The following is an 18,266-nucleotide window of genomic DNA, read 5'->3' as shown; positions in this document are numbered from 1 at the left end:
GCAGCGGGAGGTTTTATGGGGCATCGATCCGGCGGCATGGGAACGGGGCCAGCCGGCCGCCCGGGCAGAACGCGGCCCCGAGCGCCCGAGAGGGTCGCATATCGGGCCGGGGAGGGAAAGGGCCGCCATTCATCCGCCATGACGCATCAGTTGCGCCACCCCTTGCTGGGCCTGGCCTGGCGGCGGGCTCATAAGAAAACTCTCATAATCAAACGATTTACTATTGGGTAATATATAAGACCTGTTTTCTTAAGTACTTAGCTTATGTTGTAATTATGGATTACGTTTAGTTTCAACCCCTGACCCCCGGGCCACGATGGAGGAAACCGCGATGCCCCAAGCCCTGCCCCCGACCCTTGCCGAGGACGTTCTCAACGCCCGCATTCGCCTGCCGCGCCTGCGTGAGCGGATCACCACCCCGGAAGCCGCCGCGGCCTGGGTCAAAGACGGCATGACCGTGGGCATGAGCGGCTTCACCCGGTCCGGCGACGCCAAGGTGGTGCCCGTGGCCATCGCCGAGCGGGCCCGCCAGTCGCCGCTGAAGATCGACCTGATCACCGGCGCCTCCCTGGGCAACGATCTGGACAAGATCCTCACCGAAGCCGGCGCCCTGGCCCGGCGCATCCCCTTCCAGTCCGACGCCACCCTGCGCGGCGCGATCAACCGGGGCGAGGTGATGTTCGTGGACCAGCACCTCTCGGAAACCGTCGAGCTGCTGCGCACCGGCCAGATGGGCCCGATCGACCTGGCCATCGTCGAAGCCGCCGCCATCACCGAAGACGGCGCCATCGTCCCCACCACCTCGGTGGGCAACTCCGCCAGCTTCGCCATCCTGGCCGAGAAGGTGATCGTCGAGATCAACGTCAGCCAGCCCCTAGCCCTGGAAGGCCTGCACGACATCTGGATTCCCGGCCGCCGCCCCCATCGCGACCCGCTGCCTCTGACCTCGGTGTCGGACCGCATCGGCAGCACGGCCATCGCCATCCCGCCGGAGAAGATCGTCGCCATCGTCATCAGCGACAAGGGCGACAGCCCGGCCAACATCCTGCCGCCGGACGAGGAAACCGCCGCCATCGCCGGCCACCTGATCGACTTCTTCGCCAACGAAGTGCGCCACGGCCGCCTGACGCCCTCGCTGCAGCCGCTCCAGGCCGGCATCGGCACCATCGCCAACGCCGTGCTGGCGGGCTTTGCCGACAGCCCCTTCCACGGCCTGACCATGTACTCGGAGGTGCTGCAGGACTCCACCTTCGACCTGTTCGACGCCGGCAAGCTGGACTTCGCCTCGGGCTCCTCGATCACCCTGTCCGCCGCCCGGGGCAAGGAGGTGTTCGCCAACCTGGAGCGCTACCGCGACAAGCTGGTGCTGCGTCCCCAGGAAGTCAGCAACCACCCCGAAGTGGTGCGCCGCCTCGGCCTGATCTGTCTCAACACCGCCCTGGAAGCCGACATCTACGGCAACGTGAATTCCACCCACGTCTATGGCACCCACATGATGAACGGCATCGGCGGCTCCGGCGATTTCGCCCGCAACGGCTACCTGTCGATCTTCGCCACCAAGTCGGTGGCCAAGAACGGCGAGCTGTCCAGCCTGGTGCCCATGGTCAGCCACGTGGACCACACCGAGCACGACGTGGACATCCTGGTCACCGAACAGGGCCTGGCCGACCTGCGCGGTCTGGCGCCCCGGGAACGGGCCCGCACCATCATCGCCAACTGTGTGCATCCGGACTTCCGCGACGCCCTGTCGGATTACTTCGAGCGGGCCTGCCTGCGCGGCGGCCACACCCCGCATATTCTCGAAGAGGCCCTGTCCTGGCACACCCGCGCCCGGGACACCGGCACCATGCACGCCACCAAGCGCACCCTCAAGGTGGCCTGAGGCCGCGGCCCGCGGCGCCCCACCGGGCGCTTGCGGCCCGTGCAACGAAAAAGCCGGCCTGCGGGCCGGCTTTTTCACGTCCGCAGTGGGCGGATGCGGTAACGCAGAGGACCTGAACGCGCCACCTACACCGCCCAGTTGAGACGGCCCAGGCGGTACAGGGCCACGTCGGCGTTGAGGTTGGGATCGTCGGCTACCGGCTGGCCGGCGGCGAAGGCGCGCCGCTCGCGCACGGCGATGCCCAGCTTGTCGCACAGGGCCTCGAAGTCGGCGATGGTGAAGAAGCGCACGTTGGGCGAGTCGTACCACTGGTAGGGCAGGTAGTCGGACACCGGCATGCGCCCGGCGGCGATGGCCGCCCGGTTCTGGTGGTAGCCGAAGTTGGGGATCGACACCACCGCCTCCCGGCCGACGCGCAGCATCTCGCGCAGCATCTGCTCGGTGTGGTGCACCGTCTGCAACGACAGGGACATGATGACGTGGTCGAAGAAGTCGTCCTCGAAGCCGGCCAGGCCCCGCTCCAGGTCGGTCTGGATGACGTTGATGCCGTTGCGGATGCAGGCGGTCACCTGGGCCGGGGCGATCTCCACGCCGTAGCCGCGCACCCGGCGCGCCGCGCGCAGGTGCTTCAACAGGCTGCCGTCGCCGCAGCCCAGGTCGAGGACCCGGGCGCCTTCGGCCACCCAGGCGGTGATCACGTCGAAGTCGAAGCGGGAGCCGCCGGCCAGGGCGTAGGGATCGGCGGCCGGGGCCGGGCGCTGGGCGGCAGGGCTGGAAAGGGGGGAGTTGCTTGCAGTCATGGCCGCCTCACACCGCGATGTTGTCGACGTAGGCCCGCACCACGTCGTGGTACTGGGGGTCGTCGAGAAGGAAGGAGTCGTGGCCGAAGTTGCAGTCCACCTCGGCGTAGGTCACGTCCCGGTCGTTGTGCACCAGGGCGTAGACGATCTCCCGGCTGCGCTCCGGCGAGAAGCGCCAGTCGGTGGTGAACGACACCACCAGGAAGCCCGCCTTGGCCGGGGCCAGGGCAGCGCGCAGGTCGCCGCCGCAATTGCGCGCCGGGTCGAAGTAGTCGAGGGCCTTGGTGGTGATCAGGTAGGTATTGGCGTCGAAGTAGCGGGTGAACTTGTCACCCTGGTAGCGCAGGTAGGACTCGATCTGGAACTCGGCGTCGTAGCTGTATTGCAGCTCGCCATTCTTCAGTTCGCGGCCGAATTTCTCGCCCATCTGGTCGTCGGACAGGTAGGTGATGTGCCCCACCATGCGCGCCAGGCGCAGGCCGCGCACCGGCACCACGCCGTGCTCGTAGTAGTGGCCGCCGTGGAAATCCGGATCGGTGAGGATGGCCTGGCGGGCCACCTCGTTGAAGGCGATGTTCTGGGTGGATAGCTGGGGCGCCGAGGCAATCACCAGGGCGTGGCGCACCCGCTCCGGGTGGGCCACGGTCCAGTGCAGGGCCTGCATGCCCCCCAGGCTGCCGCCGACGACGGCCGCCCAGGTGCCGATGCCGAGCCGGTCGGCCAGGCGCGCCTGGGCCTCGACCCAGTCCTCCACCGTCACCACCGGAAAATCGGCGCCGTAGGGCTTGCCGGTGGCCGGGTTGGTGCTCATCGGGCCGGTGGAGCCGTAGCAGCCCCCCAGGTTGTTCACCCCGACGACGAAGAACTTGTCGGTGTCGAGAGGCTTGCCCGGGCCCACCAGGTTGTCCCACCAGCCCAGGCTCTTGGGATCGTCGGCATAGACGCCGGCCACGTGGTGGCTGCCGGACAGGGCGTGGCACACCAGCACGGCGTTGGAGGCCGTGGCGTTGAGGGTGCCGTAGGTCTCATAGACCAGTTCGAAGCGGGGCAGGGTGACCCCGGCGGACAGGGTGATCGGCGCGTCGAACACCGCCTTCTGCGGCGTGACCACGCCCACCGAACCGGGCGCCGTGGCGGCCGGGGCGGCAGGGGATTGAGGTGTCGTGGTGCTCATGGTGTCCCGTAAAGCAAAAAACCCAGTCGGCCAAGCCAGGACTGGGTTTCTTCGCGTCCCGCTTTAGCCGTATTTATTGAGCGCCCGCAAGCTGAAATCAAATCGGCGCTGAGGGACGAACCTTACTCCCCGGGGGAAAACGCTGTCAAATGCGCGCTGTCAATGCGTGGGCAACGCGTCACCAATGCGGCCAGCCCCCGGGATCGGGCAGGCCGCCTCCCCGGCCGCGCGGGAAGCCGCGGCGGCAGGAGCGCAGGAGCGCTGCGGCGCCTACCGAACCGGGATCACAAAGCCAAGGTGGCGGTACGACAGGCCGCCAGGCACCGCCCATGCCCCCATGCGGCGGCTCGGGCGCCGGGCCAGTGGGGCGGAAATTCCTCGGCAGGACGCCGCGCGATCTGACGCGCGTGTCCCAACGGCCTCGTAAGCGCCCAGCGGGAGCGGCCCCGTCCGCCACGGAGGTCCCCGCAGAGAGGGCAACGCCCCCATCGCCAAACTCCGCGCCAGTCGGGAATCTCCAGGCAGGCATCGTGGAGAACAAGGCTGGATGCGGTTCTTCGAGGCCATGCCACGAAGGTCCGCGTCCAGCCTAGGTTTCCGGCCGATGGCCTGGTGCACTACCCCGTTGGCACCGCTACCGCCAGCACGCCCGGCAGCCGGACTGGCACTGGCACCGTGCCACCTTCAACCCACCGGTCGGTCAATCATCACGTAGCGCTTGCGCACCGGTTCCAGCACGTGGAACTCGCCGCGGAAGCCGGCGGGGATGATGCAGGCGTCGCCGGGGCCGAATTCCCGGGCATGGCCGGCCTCGTCGAGCAGGCGCAGCCGCCCTTCCAGGACGTGGAAGAACTCGTGCCGGCCGGCGTGGAAGGCGATCTTCCACGCCCCAGGCTCACAGCACCACTCGCCCATGGAGATGGCGCCGTCCTCGGCGCTGTAGGCCTCCCGGGTGGTGCGCAGGGGCGCCGGGGCCGGGCCCACTACCCGCTCCGGGGCGGGCCGGTCGGTGGTGGGGGCGGGCAGGGGGTCGGCGAAGGCGATCAGGGCGGGCGGGCAGGGGGAAGCGGCGGTCATGGCGTGTTCTGGCGGGCCGGAGAGGCCGCGTTGGCGGAGTTGGCGGAGTTGGCGGAGGTAGCCGGGCTGGCGACGGCGGCAGGCGCTCCGCCGGCCTTGGTCGCCGCCTTGCGGAGGCGGCGCTCGGCCTTAGCCGCCCAACGGTCGAGCTGGGCGGCGCTGGGCTCGGCAAAGCGGGCGCCGGCGGCGTTGGTCATGTGGATCACCGCCCGGGCCACGTCCCGGTCGGTCAGGGTGGCGTCGCCGCCCCGGGGCGGCATGGCGCGGATGCCGGCCAGGGCCGAGGGCACCAGGTCGTCCAGCCCTTCCTTGATCAGGCCACGCCAGCGCCGGACATCGCCGAAGCGGGGAGCGCCCAGGGTGCCGTCGCCGTGGCAGGCGGCGCAGACCTGGGCGTAGACGGCGGCGCCGTCCCGTTCCTCCGCTCGATCAGCCCCCGCCGATCCCGCCAGCCCGGCCTGGGCCTGGAGGGCCGCCGGGCGTTTGTCGCGCCGCGCGTCCTCGGCTTCGGCCAGGCCGCCGCCGAGCAAGCCGGCCAGCAGGGTCAGGCCGGCCATGCCGAGGCCCGGACCTGGGGCGCCGGAGCGGCCGTGGGGGGTGCTGCGCTGGGGCGCGGCGCCCCGGGTGCAGGGGGCGCTCATGCGTCGCTCCCTTGCAGCCAGTCGGCACGGCGCAGGTGGGCGGCCGGGGCGGCGCGGCGGGCAGGTTTGAGCTGGGCGGTGTCGGCGGCCGGGGCGGCCAGGGTGACGGTTTTTTCCAACAGCTCGTCACGGCGGAACAGGTGCAGGGCCACCGCGTCGCCGGCCCGGTGGCGGGCCAGGTGCTTGTCCAGGTTGGCGGCAGTGACGCGCAGGCCGTTCCAGGCCACCAGGGTGTCGCCGGCGGACAGCCCGGCGGCGTGGGCCGGGCCGTCGGCGTAAACGGCGGCGATCTTGGCCTCGCCCCCGGCGGCGCCGCTCTCCAGCTTGATCCCCAGGGTGGGGGCCTTGGCCGGCGTGTCCCAGGTCAATTCCACGCCCATGGCCTTGAACAGGGGCGCCAAATCCAGCTCTTCGGCGGCCTCGACCCGGGCACGCAGCCAGCGTGCCACGCCGGCCCCGCCCACCTCGGCCACGGCGGCGAAGATGCCGTCCTCGGCCACGCCGACCCCGGTCTGGCCGTGGCGGCGCCACAGCAGGCGCAGCACGTCGTCCAGGCTGACGGCGCCGCCGCTCGTCTGGCGCAGCTTGAGGTCCAGCCCCAGGGCGATGGCGGCGCCCTTGGCGTAGTAGCTGACCACGGCGTTGGCGCTGTTCTCATCGGGCCGGTAGTACTTGATCCAGGCATCGAAGGACGATTCAGCCACGCTCTGGCGCAGCCGCCCCGAGCCCTTCTGCACCTGGGTGAGGTTCTTGGCCGCCAGGGCCAGGTAGGCGGCCTCGTCGATGAGGCCGCTGCGCACCAGGGCCAGGTCGTCGTAGTAGCTGGTGAAGCCCTCGAAGGCCCACAGCAGGCGGGTGTAGTTCTCCACCGCCAGGTCGTAGGGGGTGAAGGCGGCGGGCTTGATGCGCTTGACGTTCCAGGTGTGGAAATACTCGTGGCTGCACAGGCCGAGAAAGCGCAGGTAACCCTCGGGCAGGGCGCCGGTCGCGGGCAGGCCGTGGGGCAGGTCGTCGCGGCTGGCGATCAGGGCGGTGGAGGCCCGGTGCTCCAGGCCGCCGTAACCGTCGCCCACGGCCATCACCAGGAACTGGTAGCGCTCCACCGGGGCGGCACTGCCGGGCGCGCCGCCGAACAGGTCGATCTGCCACTGGCAGACGCGGGCCAGGTCGGCGCACAAGCGCTCCAGGTCCGCCGCGCTCATGGCGTGGCGGCCGGTGATGGCGATGTCGTGAGGCGCGCCGCCGGCGGTGAAGGTGGCCAGGGTGAAGGTGCCCATTTCCACCGGGTGATCCACCAGTTCGTCGTAGTTGGCCGCCTCATAGCCGCCGAAGCCGTAGGGTTGGGCGCCATTCGCCGCATTCTTCGCCCGAGGCAGGGTGGTCGCCACCCGCCAGGCGGCGTAGGCCTCCCCCGCCGGCCGGCGCAGCTCCACCTGGCAGGGCCGTTCGGCATGGCCCTCGGGCAGCAGGAACAGGCTGGTGCCGTTGAAGAAGCCGTGGGTCTCGTCCAGGTGGGCGGCGCGCACCGACAGGTCCCAGGCGTAGATGCGGGCAGTGACGGTGAGGGACTGGCCGGCGGGCACCCGGCCGGCGCGCCAGGTGTGCTTGTCGATCTTGGTCAGTGTGACCGGCACGTTATCCGACGATGCAGAGATTTCGACCACGTTGCGTGCGAATTCCCGAATCATGTAGCTGCCGGGAATCCATGCCGGCAGGCTAAACCGCTGGCCCTGGACCTTGGGGTCGGGTAGGGTGCAACTGACCTCGAAGTAGTGGCCGGTGGGGTCGATGGGGGTGACGACGTAACGGAGCGGAGCGGTGGCGGACATGGGGCGGGAGGCAGGGCAGAACGTGGATAAGAGCGAAGACCAAAGGCAGGGCGAACGTCGGGGATTTGGCGCGCATTACGCAGCGATTGCAGCACCAAACGCGGCGATCCGGAAGGAGATGGAACGCGACCCGACCCGACTGCGCCGGTCCCCTATTGTAGCCCTGGTGCTGCTGGGCTCACTCCTGGCGGGCCTGGCGGCCTGCACCGGGCAGCCCCCCGCGCCCCAGCAGCCGACGGCGCCAATCCCCGCCCCTGCACGCCCCACCGAGGCCGCCACCCCGCTGCGGGTGGCGGTGGACGTGGGCCATTCCCTGTCGGCTTCCGGCGCCACCAGCGCCCGGGGCATCAGCGAGTTCGACTTCAACCTGAACCTGGCCCAGGTGCTGCGCCCCGCCTTGGAAAGCCGGGGCATCGCCGTGCAGCCGGTCAATTTCGACGGCCTGATCGACGTGCCCAGCGACAACGGCGCCACCAATGGCGGCACCAGCGGCAACGGCAACGGCCTGCAAGCCCGGGTCGATGCCGCCGCCGGCAGCGCCTTCCTGCTCTCGATCCACCACGACTCGGTGCAGCCCTCCAAGCTCATCCCCTGGACCTGGAAAGGCCGACAACTGGATTACTCCGACGAATACCGGGGCTTCGTCTTCTTCGTCTCCCACCGCAACCCGCAACTGGAAAAAAGCCTGGCCTGCGCCTCGGCCATGGGCCGCGCCCTGCGCCAACGCGGCTTCGCCCCCGCCACCCACCACGGCACCACCCCCGCCGGCACGCCCCGCCCCTGGGCCGACGAGGAAAACGGCGTGCGCTTCTACGACACGCTCTACGTCATCTCCCACAGCCCGATGCCGGCGGCGCTGTTCGAAGCGGGGATGTTGAAGAATCGGGAGGAGGAGTTGCTGTTGCGGGATCGGGGGAGACAGGGGTTGATGGCGGAGGGATTGGCGGAAGGAGTGGCAACCTGTTTGTCCGAGTAAAAAAATACACGAACACAATATATTCAAACCGTACAATTCAAGCATGCTCCATATCGCACGGGGCAGCTTAATTTAAGCGCAAAGCACAAATAGGGTTTATATGAACAAGAAAATTTTTCGAAATACCTTTTTTGCCGCCTGTATCACAGCACTTGCAGGATGTTTAGTTCCAGAGAAATTCACGGCTAAAGTAGATGTAAAACCAGATGGCGCCTATTCATTTAACTATTCCGGAACGGCTGTGAATGCATTAGTTGCAGCCCACATTTCCCACGGCGGGAAACTTTCGGAAAAAGACATGAAGAACTTGGAAACAGACGCCAACAACTTCAGGAAGAACAAGGAAATACGCAAAGCTATCCACAAAGGCAATGGCCGCTACGAGCTAGAGATTGAGCAAGAGAAATTGGCAGGCCAACCCCTCAAGGTTATGGAAGCATTCTCTGTGCAAACGGACAAGACCGGGGTGATGACCATTTCGTCCATCGAGTTGAAGGACAAAGAAAAAAAAGAATGGGCAAGCCTTGGACTAACGATTAATGGCACACTGGAAGTTTATGTACCCAAGGACGTGGAGGTTCTTTCCCACAATGCGACCTCCACCCCAACCCTGGGTTTTGGCGCCTATTCCTGGAAGATTGGACGTATTGACGAACGACCAATGATAAAACTCAAGTTCAAACACTTAGCCACCAAGGCTACGACAGACAAGAACATTAGCAGCACCAGACCATCAAAACTGGAGGCGTTTCTAAAAGAAGAAAGCAACACTCCATCCAAGTACAAATTGTATTAAACGAAAATCGGCTCTGGAGTGAGGGTCACGCCAAACTTCGCCGCCACATCCGCCTGCACGGCCCGCATCACCGCCGCCACGTCGGCGCCCTTCGCCCCGCCCAGATTCACCAGTACCAGGGCCTGTTTTTCGTACATGCCGGCGGGGCCGAGGCGTTTGCCTTTCCAGCCGGATTGTTCGATCAGCCAGCCGGCGGCGAGCTTGATGCGGCCGTCGGGCTGGGGGTAGCGGGGCAGGCCCGGGTGGGCGGCGGCCAGGCGCTCGGCGGTGGCGGCATCCACCACCGGGTTGTGGAAGAAGCTGCCGGCGTTGGGAACCGCCATCGGGTCGGGCAGCTTGGCGCGGCGGATGGCCATGACGGCCTCGGCCACCTGGGTGGGCGTGGGGGTGAATTGGCCCCGCTCTTCGAGCCAGCGGGCCAGGTCGGCGTAGCGGACGATGGGTTGCCAGGCCTTGGGCAGGCGGAACACAACCCGGGTGATGGCGATGTGCCCGGTGAGGTGCCAACCCTGCTGCTTGAACAGGCTGTCCCGATAGGCGAAGCGGCAGTCGTCGCGGGTGAAGGTGCGCTCCTCGCCGGTTTCGAGGTCGATGGCCTCGACCCGGTGCAGGCGCTCGGCCACTTCCAGGCCGTAGGCGCCGATGTTCTGGATGGGGGCGGCGCCCACGGTGCCGGGGATGAGGGCCAGGTTTTCCAGCCCCGGGTAGCCGGCTTGCAGGGTCCACAACACAAAGTCGTGCCAGTTCTCGCCGGCGCCGCCGGCCACGTACCAGGCGTCTGCATCCTCACTCACCAGTTCGCGGCCGGGGATGGCCATCTTCAGCACCAGGCCGGGGAAGTCGCCGGTGAGCACCAGGTTGCTGCCGCCGCCGAGGACGAAGCGGGGCAGGGCGGCCAAGGCGGGGTCGGCGGCCAGGGCGCGATGCAGGGCCTGCAACTGGGCCGGTTCGGTCACCGTCAGCAGGTGGGCGGCCATGGCCGGCAGGGCCAGGGTGTTGAGGCGGGACAGGTCGGCAGCGGCGTGCAGGGTGCCGATGACGCCCAGCGCGGCGGCGGAGGGCATGGGGAGGGAGGCGGTCATGGGGTGTCCGAAGCGGAGGTAGCCGGCGCGGTGTTAGTGTCCGCCAGAAGCCCTGGCGTCGCCGTGGCGGCGGCTCGGGGCGCGGGAATGGGGAAGACCCGGTCGTAGGCCAGGTTGAACAGGTAGGCGTAGGCCGTGTAGGTAAGGGCCAGGCCGATGTCGGCCACCAGGGCGGGCCACCAGGCGAGGCCGGTCCAGGCGACGATGATCGGCAGGGTAAGGACGAGCAGGCCGCCCTCGAAGCCCAGGGCATGGACGAGGCGCCACAGGGCCGGGCGCCGGTCGGCCTGGCGGCGGGCCAGGCGCCATTCGAGCCGGTCGAAGGCGGTGCAGTAGAGGCCGTTCCACAGGGCCGCCACCAGGGCGAGCACGGCAAGCAGGCCGATCGAGTCGAGCAGCGGCGTGCCGCTGGCCCAGGAAAAACCCGGGGTGATGAGCACCAGGCCGAAGACTTCGAACAGGGCCACCTGACGCACCCGGTCGGCCAGGGAGCGCAGCGGCGCGGCACGGGTAGCCGGGTCGGCCTCGGCGACGTTGCCGGTCGTGGGGGCGCCCATCGTCACAGCCCCCGGGCCCAGGCGGGGCGCAGCGGTGCGTCTTGCGGCGCGGCCAGGGCGTTGCATACCTGGGCGAGGAGCCGCGCCTTGTCGACCGGCAAGTTGCCCTTCAATACCAGCCAGTTGGAGGCATGATCGCTGCGGAAGACGGTGCGTTTGAGCTCCAGCCCCGCCAGCAGGCGCTCCATTTCCGCCAGCAGACCGGACAGGTCCAGGGGCTGCCATTCGGGGAAGCCGGCACGGAAGCGCTCCTCGCCCTTGGGAAAGCTCACCACCAAGGTGGCCAGGAATTCGGGCTGGGTGGCGTTGATCAGCCGGGCCGAGTTGTCGGCGTGCTGCTGCCAGTAGGCAGTACCGCCCAGGCCGTTGAGCAGCATCACCGAGCGGGTGATGCCGGCCGTGCCGAGCTTGTCCAGGGCCTCCCGGGTGGTCTCGAAGGTTTCGCCCTTGTTCACCCGGGCCAGTACCGTGTCGTCGCCGGATTCGGCGCCCACGTAGGCCAGGGTCAGGCCGGCCTCGCGCAGGGCGCGCAGCTCGTCCACGCTCTTTTTGCGCAGGTTGCGCGGCAGGCAGTAGCTGGAAACGCGGCGCACCCCGGGCAGGTGGGCGCGGATCGCCTCCAGGTAGGCGAGCAGGCGCCGGGTGGGCAGCACCAGGGCATCGCCGTCGGCGAGAAAGACGCGGCGCAGCCGGTCGCCGTACAACTCCCCCAGGCGGCGGATGCCGTCGATCACCTCGTCCTCGTCCCGGGCGCGGAAGCGCTTCTGCGGGGCGGTGTACATCTCGCAGTAGGTGCACTGGTTCCACGAGCAGCCGTCGGTGAGGGGCAGGATCAGGGAGTCCGCCTCGCTGGGCGGACGGAACACGGGCTCGACGTAACGGAGGGGGAAGGCGGCGGACATGAAACCTTGGCTAGGGGGCAAACGGCGGGGCGCACCGGCAGCGGCGCCCCTCCCGGGGTGGCCGGGGACTCGGCCCGCAGAGACTTGGAGCGGCGGATACCCGGATTTTAGGGGATGGGCCGCGCCCCCTCCTAATCCGGCCTTCCGTTGCCCATCGCGGCCCGCTGCTGCCCCGCTCAGTCCTCCGGCCAGCGCAGCACTAGGCGCCCGCCGCCCTTTGGGGCCAGGTTGAGGGTCTTGTCCTGGCGCTTGCCGGCATAGGTGGCCTGCACCGTGTAGCGCCCGGCCCGACTCACGTCCACCTGGCCGATGGGGCCGCAACTGTCGTCCTTGGCGCTGACGCCCGGGGGGCCACTGACCTGGGTCTGCACCCCGGACAGGTAGGCGCCGCCACTGCCGGCGAAGATGATGGTGAGGGCATGGTTGGCGGCGTCGGTCAGCATCGGATTCGACTCTTCCTCGCCGATACCGCCGCAGGCCAGGGTCACGGACGGGGGCTTGGCCTGGGCGGCCAGGGGCGCCAGCAGGCCGAGCAGCAGGCCCAGGGTAGCGCCGAGGTGCGGCCACCCCGCGTGAGACAAACGGTGCCGACACGTCGCCGGAGGGATGGAGGGAGGATTCATGACGGACTCCTGAAAATGGGAACAGCACACTTCTAGGAATAGACGACGCGGGCGCGTTTCACCACCGCCCGCCTGGGTGCGGCCCCGGGAAGGAGGCTAGAATCCGCCTCAACCATGATAACCACCCCGCCCCCGCTCAGCGCCGCCCTGGCGGCCCACCCGGATTTTCCCGCCCCGGCCGTGACCGGCATCGCCGTGACCGCAGGCCCGACCCGGGACGGTGGCCTGGCCCTGGACTATCGGCTGCAAGGCGATCTGGCGGCCCTGCGCATCGCCTCCCCGGCCACGCCGCTGGACCCGGACCGGCTGTGGGCCCACACCTGCTTCGAGGTCTTCCTTGCCCGGGGCGACCAGCCGGCCTACCGGGAATACAACTTCTCACCGTCCGGCCAGTGGGCAGCCTACGCCTTTGCCGACTACCGGCAGCGCGACGGGGCGCTCGCCCTGCCCGCCCCCACCCTGGCCTGGCATCGGGAAGCAGATCGGGAAGCAGGGGTACTCGCCCTGAGGGCAACCCTGCCCGCCACCGCCCTGCCCCAGGGAGAAGGCCCGCTCCGCCTGGCCCTGACCACGGTGGTCGAGCGTGCCGACGGCCCGCTTTCCTACTGGGCCCTGGCCCACCCCGCCGGCAAACCCGACTTTCACCACCGGGACGGTTTCGCGCTTGCCGTTCCCCTCGCCCTGCCCGACCTGTAGGACATCCCATGATCCAGTTTGGCCTCGACCGCCTGCTCGCCGACCCCGCCCTGCGCCGCCCCCTGGCGGGCAAGCGGGTTGCCCTCCTCGCCCATCCGGCCTCCGTCACCCGGGACCTGACCCATTCCCTGGACGCCCTGGCGGCCCTGCCCGACCTCAAGCTTTCCGCCGCCTTCGGCCCCCAGCACGGCCTGCGTGGCGACAAGCAGGACAACATGGTGGAGTCCCCGGACTACGTGGACCCCCTGCACGGCATTCCCGTCTTCAGCCTCTACGGCGAAGTGCGCCGGCCCACGGACGCCATGATGGACAGCTTCGATGTGCTGCTCGTCGATCTGCAGGACCTGGGCTGCCGCATCTACACCTTCATCACCACCCTGCGCTACGTGCTCGAAGCCGCCGCCAAGCACGGCAAGAGCGTCTGGGTGCTGGACCGTCCCAACCCCGCCGGCCGCCCGGTGGAAGGCCTCTTGCTGCGCCAGGGCTGGGAGAGCTTCGTCGGTGCCGGACCTTTACCCATGCGCCACGGCCTCACCATGGGCGAACTGGCCCACTGGTTCATCGCCACCCTCAAGCTGGACGTGGATTGCCAGGTCATCACCATGGCCGGCTGGCAGCCCGAAGCCGGCCCCGGCTACGGCTGGCCCCTGGGCGAGCGCAGCTGGGTGAACCCCAGCCCCAACGCCCCCAATCTCTCCATGGCCCGGGCCTACGCCGGTACGGTGATGCTGGAAGGCACAACCCTTTCCGAAGGCCGGGGCACCACCCGCCCCCTGGAACTCTTCGGTGCCCCGGACATCGACGCCCGGGCGATCATCACCGAGATGCGCGCCCTTGCCCCTGAATGGCTCAAGGGCTGCGTGCTGCGGGAATGCTGGTTCGAGCCCACCTTCCACAAGCACGCCGGCAAGCTGTGCCACGGCGTGCAGATCCACGTGGAAGACCCGGCCCACTACGACCATGCCGCCTTCCAGCCCTGGCGCCTGCAGACCCTGGCCTTCAAGGCCCTGCGCCGCCTGCAGCCCGACTACCCGATCTGGCGCGACTTTCCCTACGAATACGAACGGGACCGCCTGGCCATCGACCTGATCAACGGCAGCCCGCTGCTGCGGGACTGGGTGGATGACGCCGAGGCGATGCCTGGGGATTTCGATGCCCTGGCACGGCCGGACGAGGCGGCCTGGGAAGCCGAGCGGACGCCCTTCTTGCTCTACTGAAGCGATGCGCATCCGCCCCCTGCTCCCCGGCGAAGCGCTGACCTTGCTCGGCGTCTTCCGCGCCTCGGTCCATGGCCTGGCGGCGCGGGATTACACGCCGGCCCAGCTGGACGCTTGGGCGCCGCGCACGGTCGATGCCGACTACGAGGACCAGTGGATCGCCCGCATCCAGGCCAACCGCCCCTACGTGGCCGAGGTGGAGGGGGTGCCAGCGGGCTTTGCCGACCTGCAGCCCACGGGCTACATCGACCAGTTTTTCGTCGCCGCCGATTACGCCGGCCAGGGTGTGGGCAGCATGCTGATGCGCCATCTGCTCGATACGGCCCGCGCCCAGGGGCTGACGCGGCTCCATTCCCACGTCAGCCTGACCGCCCAGCCGTTCTTCCGCCGTTTCGGCTTTGTCGTGGAGCAGGTCCAGTACCCGGTGGTGCGCGGCGTGGCCCTGGAAAATGCGGTGATGTCCCTGCAGCTGAATTGATGGCCTGGCCACGCTCCCCGGGCGAAGCGGGATGAAAACAAAAGGCCGAAGCGGGCATGCCGCTTCGGCCTTTTGCTGTGCCGGACTAGGCAGCTGTTACACCGCCAGCCCGGTCGTCTCATCCACCCCCAGCATGATGTTCATGCACTGGATGGCGGCGCCGGAAGCGCCCTTGCCCAGGTTGTCGAAGCGGGAGGCGAGCAGGATCTGGTCGCCGTGGCCGAAGACGAAGATTTCCGCCCGGTTGGTGTCGTTGCAGGCGGTGGCCGGCAGGAAGCCGTTGTCGAGCACCGGGGCGGCATCCAGGGGCATCACCTTCACGAACACCTCGCCGGCGTAGTACTCGGCGAAGTAGGCCTGGATATCGGCCGGGGTGACCTTCTTGGGCAGCAGGCGCGGCAGCAGGGGCACCGCCACCACCATCCCCTGGGCGAAGTTGCCGACGATGGGGGTGAACAGGGGCTGGTGCGCCAGGCCAGTCTGGGCCTGCATTTCCGGCAGGTGTTTGTGGGCCAGGCCGAGGGCGTAGAAACGCGGGCTCTTCATGGACTCGGGCAGGGTCGCCGGCTCTTCGTAGCTGGCGATCATTTCCTTGCCGCCGCCGCTGTAGCCGGTGATCGAGTAGGTGCTGACCGGGTAGTCCTTGGGCACGATGCCGCCGGCCACCAGGGGGGCCATGAGCATGATGAAGCCGCTGGCGTGACAGCCGGGCACGGCCACCTTCTGGGCGTTCTTGACGCGCTCGCGCTGGCCGCCGTTGAGTTCGGGCAGGCCATACACCCAGTCCGGGTGGGTGCGGTGGGCGGTGGAGGCGTCGAGGAAACGGGTCTTGGTGTTGCCCGGCTTGAGCAGGGCCACGGATTCCTTGGAAGCCGCATCGGGCAGGCAGAGGAACACCACGTCGGCGTTGTTGATGTACTCGGCCTTGACCGCCGGGTCTTTGCGCTTGTCCTCGGGGATGGTGAGGATTTCGATTTCCGGGCGGATCGACAGCCGTTCGTCGATCTTGAGACCGGTGGTGCCGTGGCGGCCGTCGATGAATACCTTGAAAGTCATGAGAGTTCCGGAGTCCGTGTAGGTGCGGGGAGCAAATCGTTATTGTAGGCAGCCCGGGGCGAGATTTCGATCTTCTCGGCGCAAATTGTCTCCCAGGGGCTAGGTACGGCCCGCCTAGCGCATCTGGAACAACTCCTGGTGGAAGTCCTCGGGCGCCAGGCCCTGGGCCAGGAAATCGGCGCGCAGCGCCTGGCCGAAGCCCGGCGGGCCGCAGAACCAGATGCTGGCGTTACGCCAGTCGGGCACGGCGGCACGGATGCCCGGGCCGTCGAACACGCCGTCCCGGGGGCTGACCAGCAGGTGCAGATGCACCTTGGCGGCATGGGCATCGGCAGTGAGCTTGTCGATGGCCGCCTGGGCGTATTCGGCCGTGGGGTGGAACAGGTCGATTGCCTGGGTTCCCGGGGTGCCGGCCAGTTGCTTCATGCGTGCAACGAAGGGGGTGATGCCGATGCCGGCGCCGATCCAGATCTGGCGCGGCTTGGGTGGCGCATCGGCGAAGGTAAAGCAGCCGTAGGGGCCTTCCACGATCACCGCCGCCCCGACCTTGAGCCGGTCGCGCAGCCGGCCGGTGTGGTCGCCCAGGGCTTTGGTGATGAAGGTGATGCGGTTGTCGCCGGGCCGCCACGCCGAGGCGATGGTGTAGGGGTGGGCGCCCTCGCGCTTGTCCGAAGTGACGAAGGCGAACTGCCCGGCGGCATGGCCGGGCCAGCCGGGTGCCAGGGTGAGGGTGGTTTCCAGTACCTGCAATTCCGGGTAGTGGGTGATCGCGGCAATGGTGCCCCCCACCTTGCGGCGGGCGCCAACCCGGCCAGCCAGCACCAGCAGGGCCGATGCCAGGCCACCGAGCAGCAACAGCGCCAGAGCCCAACCGACGGGCTGGCGCCAATACTCGACCTTGGTCAGCACCACGGTGTGGTAGGCCAGCACCAGGTAGATCGGCGCCAGCAGCGTGTGGGTCTTGGCGAACAGGTGGTAAGGAAAGCGCTTGACCAGGGCGAGCACGATCAGCACCACGGCAGCATAGAACGCCCATTCGCCCAGGGATTCGGCCAGGCCTCGCTGGCTGCGCAACCAGCCTTCCAGGGTGCCCAGATCGGGACCGGGGCCACCGCCCTTACGCCCCGGCTTGACCAGCCAGCCCCAGCCCACCATCCACTTGGTGCCCTGGGCCCACCACCAGTGGATCACGGCGGCCACCAGGGCACCGATGCCCAGCCACTGGTGCAGGCGGTACATCTTGTCCAGCCCGCGCAGGCGGGGCTCCAGCCAGGTCGGCCGGGTGGCCAGCACCATGGCCGCGCTCATGGCGCCGAAGGCCAGCACGCCGGTAAGTTGTACCAGCACGCCGCGCAAGGTGAAGTAGGTGAACGGGGTGGGAACCAGGGTATCGGCCAACAACCACAGCCCGGTCAGGATCAGCAGCAGGCCCCAGAGGGCCAGTTTGATGTTCTTCATGATGATCTCGACAGCATTGTCTGGAGCTATGAAACCACCCGGTGCCCGGGGCGTCCATGGCAAATCCGAAAAATCCCCGGCGCGGCGCAGTCCTACCCGTAAAAAAAGACCGGCCCGCCTCGGTTGGAGAGCGGGCCGGTGTTGCCGAGGCGTGGCAGGGCCGGCGGTCAGCCCATGTGCAGGCCGCCGTTGACCGAGAAATCGGCACCGGTGGCGTAGCCGCCTTCGGCAGAGGCCAGCCAGGCCACCATGGAGGCGATTTCGGACGGTTCACCCAGGCGCTTGACCGGCACCGTGGCGACGATCTTCTCCAGCACGTCGGGACGGATGGCACGGACCATGTCGGTACCGATGTAGCCCGGACTGACGGTGTTCACCGTGACGCCCTTGCCCGCCACTTCCTGGGCCAGAGCCATGGTGAAGCCGTGAATCCCGGCCTTGGCAGTGGAGTAGTTCACCTGGCCGAACTGGCCCTTCTGGCCGTTCACCGACGAGATGTTGATGATGCGGCCGTAGTTGGCCTCGATCATGTCGTCGATGACCTGCTTGGTGACGTTGAACAGGCTGTCCAGGTTGGTGGACAGCACTGCGTCCCAGTCCGCCTTGCTCATCTTGCGGAATTGGCCGTCCTTGGTGATGCCGGCGTTGTTCACCAGCACGGCCACCGGGCCGTGCTCGGCCTTGACCTTGGCGAAGGCTTCCACCGTGGAATCCCAATCACCGACGTTGCCGGCACTGGCGTAGAAGGTGTAGCCCAAGGCCTTCTGCTCGCTCAGCCATTCCTCGTAATTGCGGGTGGGGCCGCAACCGGCGATGACCTTGAAGCCATCCTTGTGCAGCCGCTGACAGATGGCGGTACCGATACCGCCCATTCCCCCCGTGACGTAAGCCACTTTTTGACTCATTTCAGCCTCCTCGTTCTTTTTGAGGCCGGCAGACAACCGATCAACGGCCTCGGCCGGCAAGGTCGCCTGGCGCCCCATGGAGCGCTATGGCAAAACCATTATGGCACCAGGGTGAAA

18 protein-coding genes are annotated in these 18,266 nt (G+C 68.1%); 6 read left to right on the top strand and 12 right to left on the bottom strand.

The annotated features are described in order from the left end of the window. The first annotated feature begins 331 nt into the window (after positions 1 to 331). Positions 332 to 1,882, top strand: a complete 1,551-nt coding sequence (gene scpC / locus OTERR_RS00525; protein ID WP_054619966.1) for a succinyl-CoA:acetate CoA-transferase ScpC — start codon at positions 332 to 334, stop codon at positions 1,880 to 1,882. 125 nt (positions 1,883 to 2,007) lie between these two features. On the opposite strand, the gene metW is transcribed toward scpC, so the two are convergent. The 5 genes from metW to OTERR_RS00500 all read right to left on the bottom strand — a co-directional run bounded on the left by metW (position 2,008) and on the right by OTERR_RS00500 (position 7,403). Next, the gene (gene metW / locus OTERR_RS00520) at positions 2,008 to 2,682 is read right to left on the bottom strand and encodes a methionine biosynthesis protein MetW (RefSeq protein WP_082396507.1); all 675 of its coding nucleotides are present in this window, start codon (positions 2,680 to 2,682) and stop codon (positions 2,008 to 2,010) included. 7 nt (positions 2,683 to 2,689) lie between these two features. Then, on the bottom strand, positions 2,690 to 3,856 hold the full coding sequence (gene metX, locus OTERR_RS00515; RefSeq protein WP_149424520.1) for a homoserine O-succinyltransferase MetX: 1,167 nt from the start codon (positions 3,854 to 3,856) through the stop codon (positions 2,690 to 2,692). 684 nt (positions 3,857 to 4,540) lie between these two features. Beyond that, complete coding sequence (locus OTERR_RS00510) at positions 4,541 to 4,933, bottom strand: cupin domain-containing protein (RefSeq protein WP_054619795.1); 393 nt, start codon at positions 4,931 to 4,933, stop codon at positions 4,541 to 4,543. Then, the gene (locus OTERR_RS00505) at positions 4,930 to 5,574 is read right to left on the bottom strand and encodes a c-type cytochrome (RefSeq protein ID WP_054619796.1); all 645 of its coding nucleotides are present in this window, start codon (positions 5,572 to 5,574) and stop codon (positions 4,930 to 4,932) included. Before OTERR_RS00505 ends, OTERR_RS00510 begins: the two co-directional genes overlap by 4 nt. Continuing rightward, positions 5,571 to 7,403 (bottom strand): M61 family metallopeptidase, encoded by a 1,833-nt coding sequence (locus OTERR_RS00500; protein WP_149424519.1) that lies wholly within the window; start codon positions 7,401 to 7,403, stop codon positions 5,571 to 5,573. Before OTERR_RS00500 ends, OTERR_RS00505 begins: the two co-directional genes overlap by 4 nt. A gap of 118 nt (positions 7,404 to 7,521) precedes the next feature. On the opposite strand from OTERR_RS00500, the gene OTERR_RS00495 reads away from it, so the two are divergent. Both OTERR_RS00495 and OTERR_RS00490 read left to right on the top strand, forming a co-directional pair. Continuing rightward, positions 7,522 to 8,379 (top strand): N-acetylmuramoyl-L-alanine amidase family protein, encoded by an 858-nt coding sequence (locus OTERR_RS00495; protein WP_246154236.1) that lies wholly within the window; start codon positions 7,522 to 7,524, stop codon positions 8,377 to 8,379. 100 nt (positions 8,380 to 8,479) lie between these two features. Next, positions 8,480 to 9,175 (top strand): hypothetical protein, encoded by a 696-nt coding sequence (locus tag OTERR_RS00490; protein ID WP_187775271.1) that lies wholly within the window; start codon positions 8,480 to 8,482, stop codon positions 9,173 to 9,175. Here OTERR_RS00490 and murB read toward each other — a convergent pair. The 4 genes from murB to OTERR_RS00470 form a co-directional block, all read right to left on the bottom strand. Next, on the bottom strand, positions 9,172 to 10,239 hold the full coding sequence (murB, locus tag OTERR_RS00485; protein ID WP_054619969.1) for a UDP-N-acetylmuramate dehydrogenase: 1,068 nt from the start codon (positions 10,237 to 10,239) through the stop codon (positions 9,172 to 9,174). The genes OTERR_RS00490 and murB overlap by 4 nt on opposite strands. A 14-nt stretch (positions 10,240 to 10,253) precedes the next feature. Then, positions 10,254 to 10,814 (bottom strand): PACE efflux transporter, encoded by a 561-nt coding sequence (locus tag OTERR_RS00480; RefSeq protein WP_082396508.1) that lies wholly within the window; start codon positions 10,812 to 10,814, stop codon positions 10,254 to 10,256. A 2-nt stretch (positions 10,815 to 10,816) separates the two neighbouring features. Beyond that, entirely contained in the window at positions 10,817 to 11,716 is a 900-nt protein-coding gene (locus OTERR_RS00475; RefSeq protein ID WP_054619798.1) for a radical SAM protein, read from the bottom strand. A 176-nt stretch (positions 11,717 to 11,892) separates the two neighbouring features. Continuing rightward, complete coding sequence (locus tag OTERR_RS00470; protein WP_149424518.1) at positions 11,893 to 12,339, bottom strand: hypothetical protein; 447 nt, start codon at positions 12,337 to 12,339, stop codon at positions 11,893 to 11,895. A gap of 114 nt (positions 12,340 to 12,453) precedes the next feature. On the opposite strand from OTERR_RS00470, the gene OTERR_RS00465 reads away from it, so the two are divergent. The 3 genes from OTERR_RS00465 to OTERR_RS00455 are packed head-to-tail and all read left to right on the top strand — an operon-like array spanning position 12,454 to position 14,730. Continuing rightward, positions 12,454 to 13,035 (top strand): DOMON-like domain-containing protein, encoded by a 582-nt coding sequence (locus OTERR_RS00465; protein WP_054619800.1) that lies wholly within the window; start codon positions 12,454 to 12,456, stop codon positions 13,033 to 13,035. A gap of 8 nt (positions 13,036 to 13,043) precedes the next feature. Further along, the gene (locus tag OTERR_RS00460; RefSeq protein ID WP_054619801.1) at positions 13,044 to 14,252 is read left to right on the top strand and encodes an exo-beta-N-acetylmuramidase NamZ family protein; all 1,209 of its coding nucleotides are present in this window, start codon (positions 13,044 to 13,046) and stop codon (positions 14,250 to 14,252) included. 4 nt (positions 14,253 to 14,256) lie between these two features. Next, positions 14,257 to 14,730, top strand: a complete 474-nt coding sequence (locus tag OTERR_RS00455) for a GNAT family N-acetyltransferase (protein ID WP_054619802.1) — start codon at positions 14,257 to 14,259, stop codon at positions 14,728 to 14,730. 96 nt (positions 14,731 to 14,826) lie between these two features. Here the strand turns inward: OTERR_RS00455 and argC are convergent, their stop codons facing one another. From argC to phbB, 3 genes are all read right to left on the bottom strand, one after another. Continuing rightward, positions 14,827 to 15,786 carry an N-acetyl-gamma-glutamyl-phosphate reductase gene (gene argC / locus OTERR_RS00450; protein WP_054619803.1) on the bottom strand — a complete coding sequence of 320 codons (960 nt, stop codon included), beginning with the start codon at positions 15,784 to 15,786 and terminating at the stop codon, positions 14,827 to 14,829. 114 nt (positions 15,787 to 15,900) lie between these two features. Next, positions 15,901 to 17,244, bottom strand: coding sequence for a ferredoxin reductase family protein (locus OTERR_RS00445; RefSeq protein WP_054619804.1), 1,344 nt, complete (start codon positions 17,242 to 17,244; stop codon positions 15,901 to 15,903). A 167-nt stretch (positions 17,245 to 17,411) separates the two neighbouring features. Further along, positions 17,412 to 18,149 (bottom strand): acetoacetyl-CoA reductase, encoded by a 738-nt coding sequence (phbB, locus tag OTERR_RS00440; protein ID WP_054619970.1) that lies wholly within the window; start codon positions 18,147 to 18,149, stop codon positions 17,412 to 17,414. Between the last annotated feature and the right edge of the window lie 117 nt (positions 18,150 to 18,266).

Source organism: Oryzomicrobium terrae, assembly GCF_008274805.1.
GTDB lineage: Bacteria > Pseudomonadota > Gammaproteobacteria > Burkholderiales > Rhodocyclaceae > Oryzomicrobium > Oryzomicrobium terrae.
This window is presented reverse-complemented; position numbering and strand designations above follow the sequence as displayed.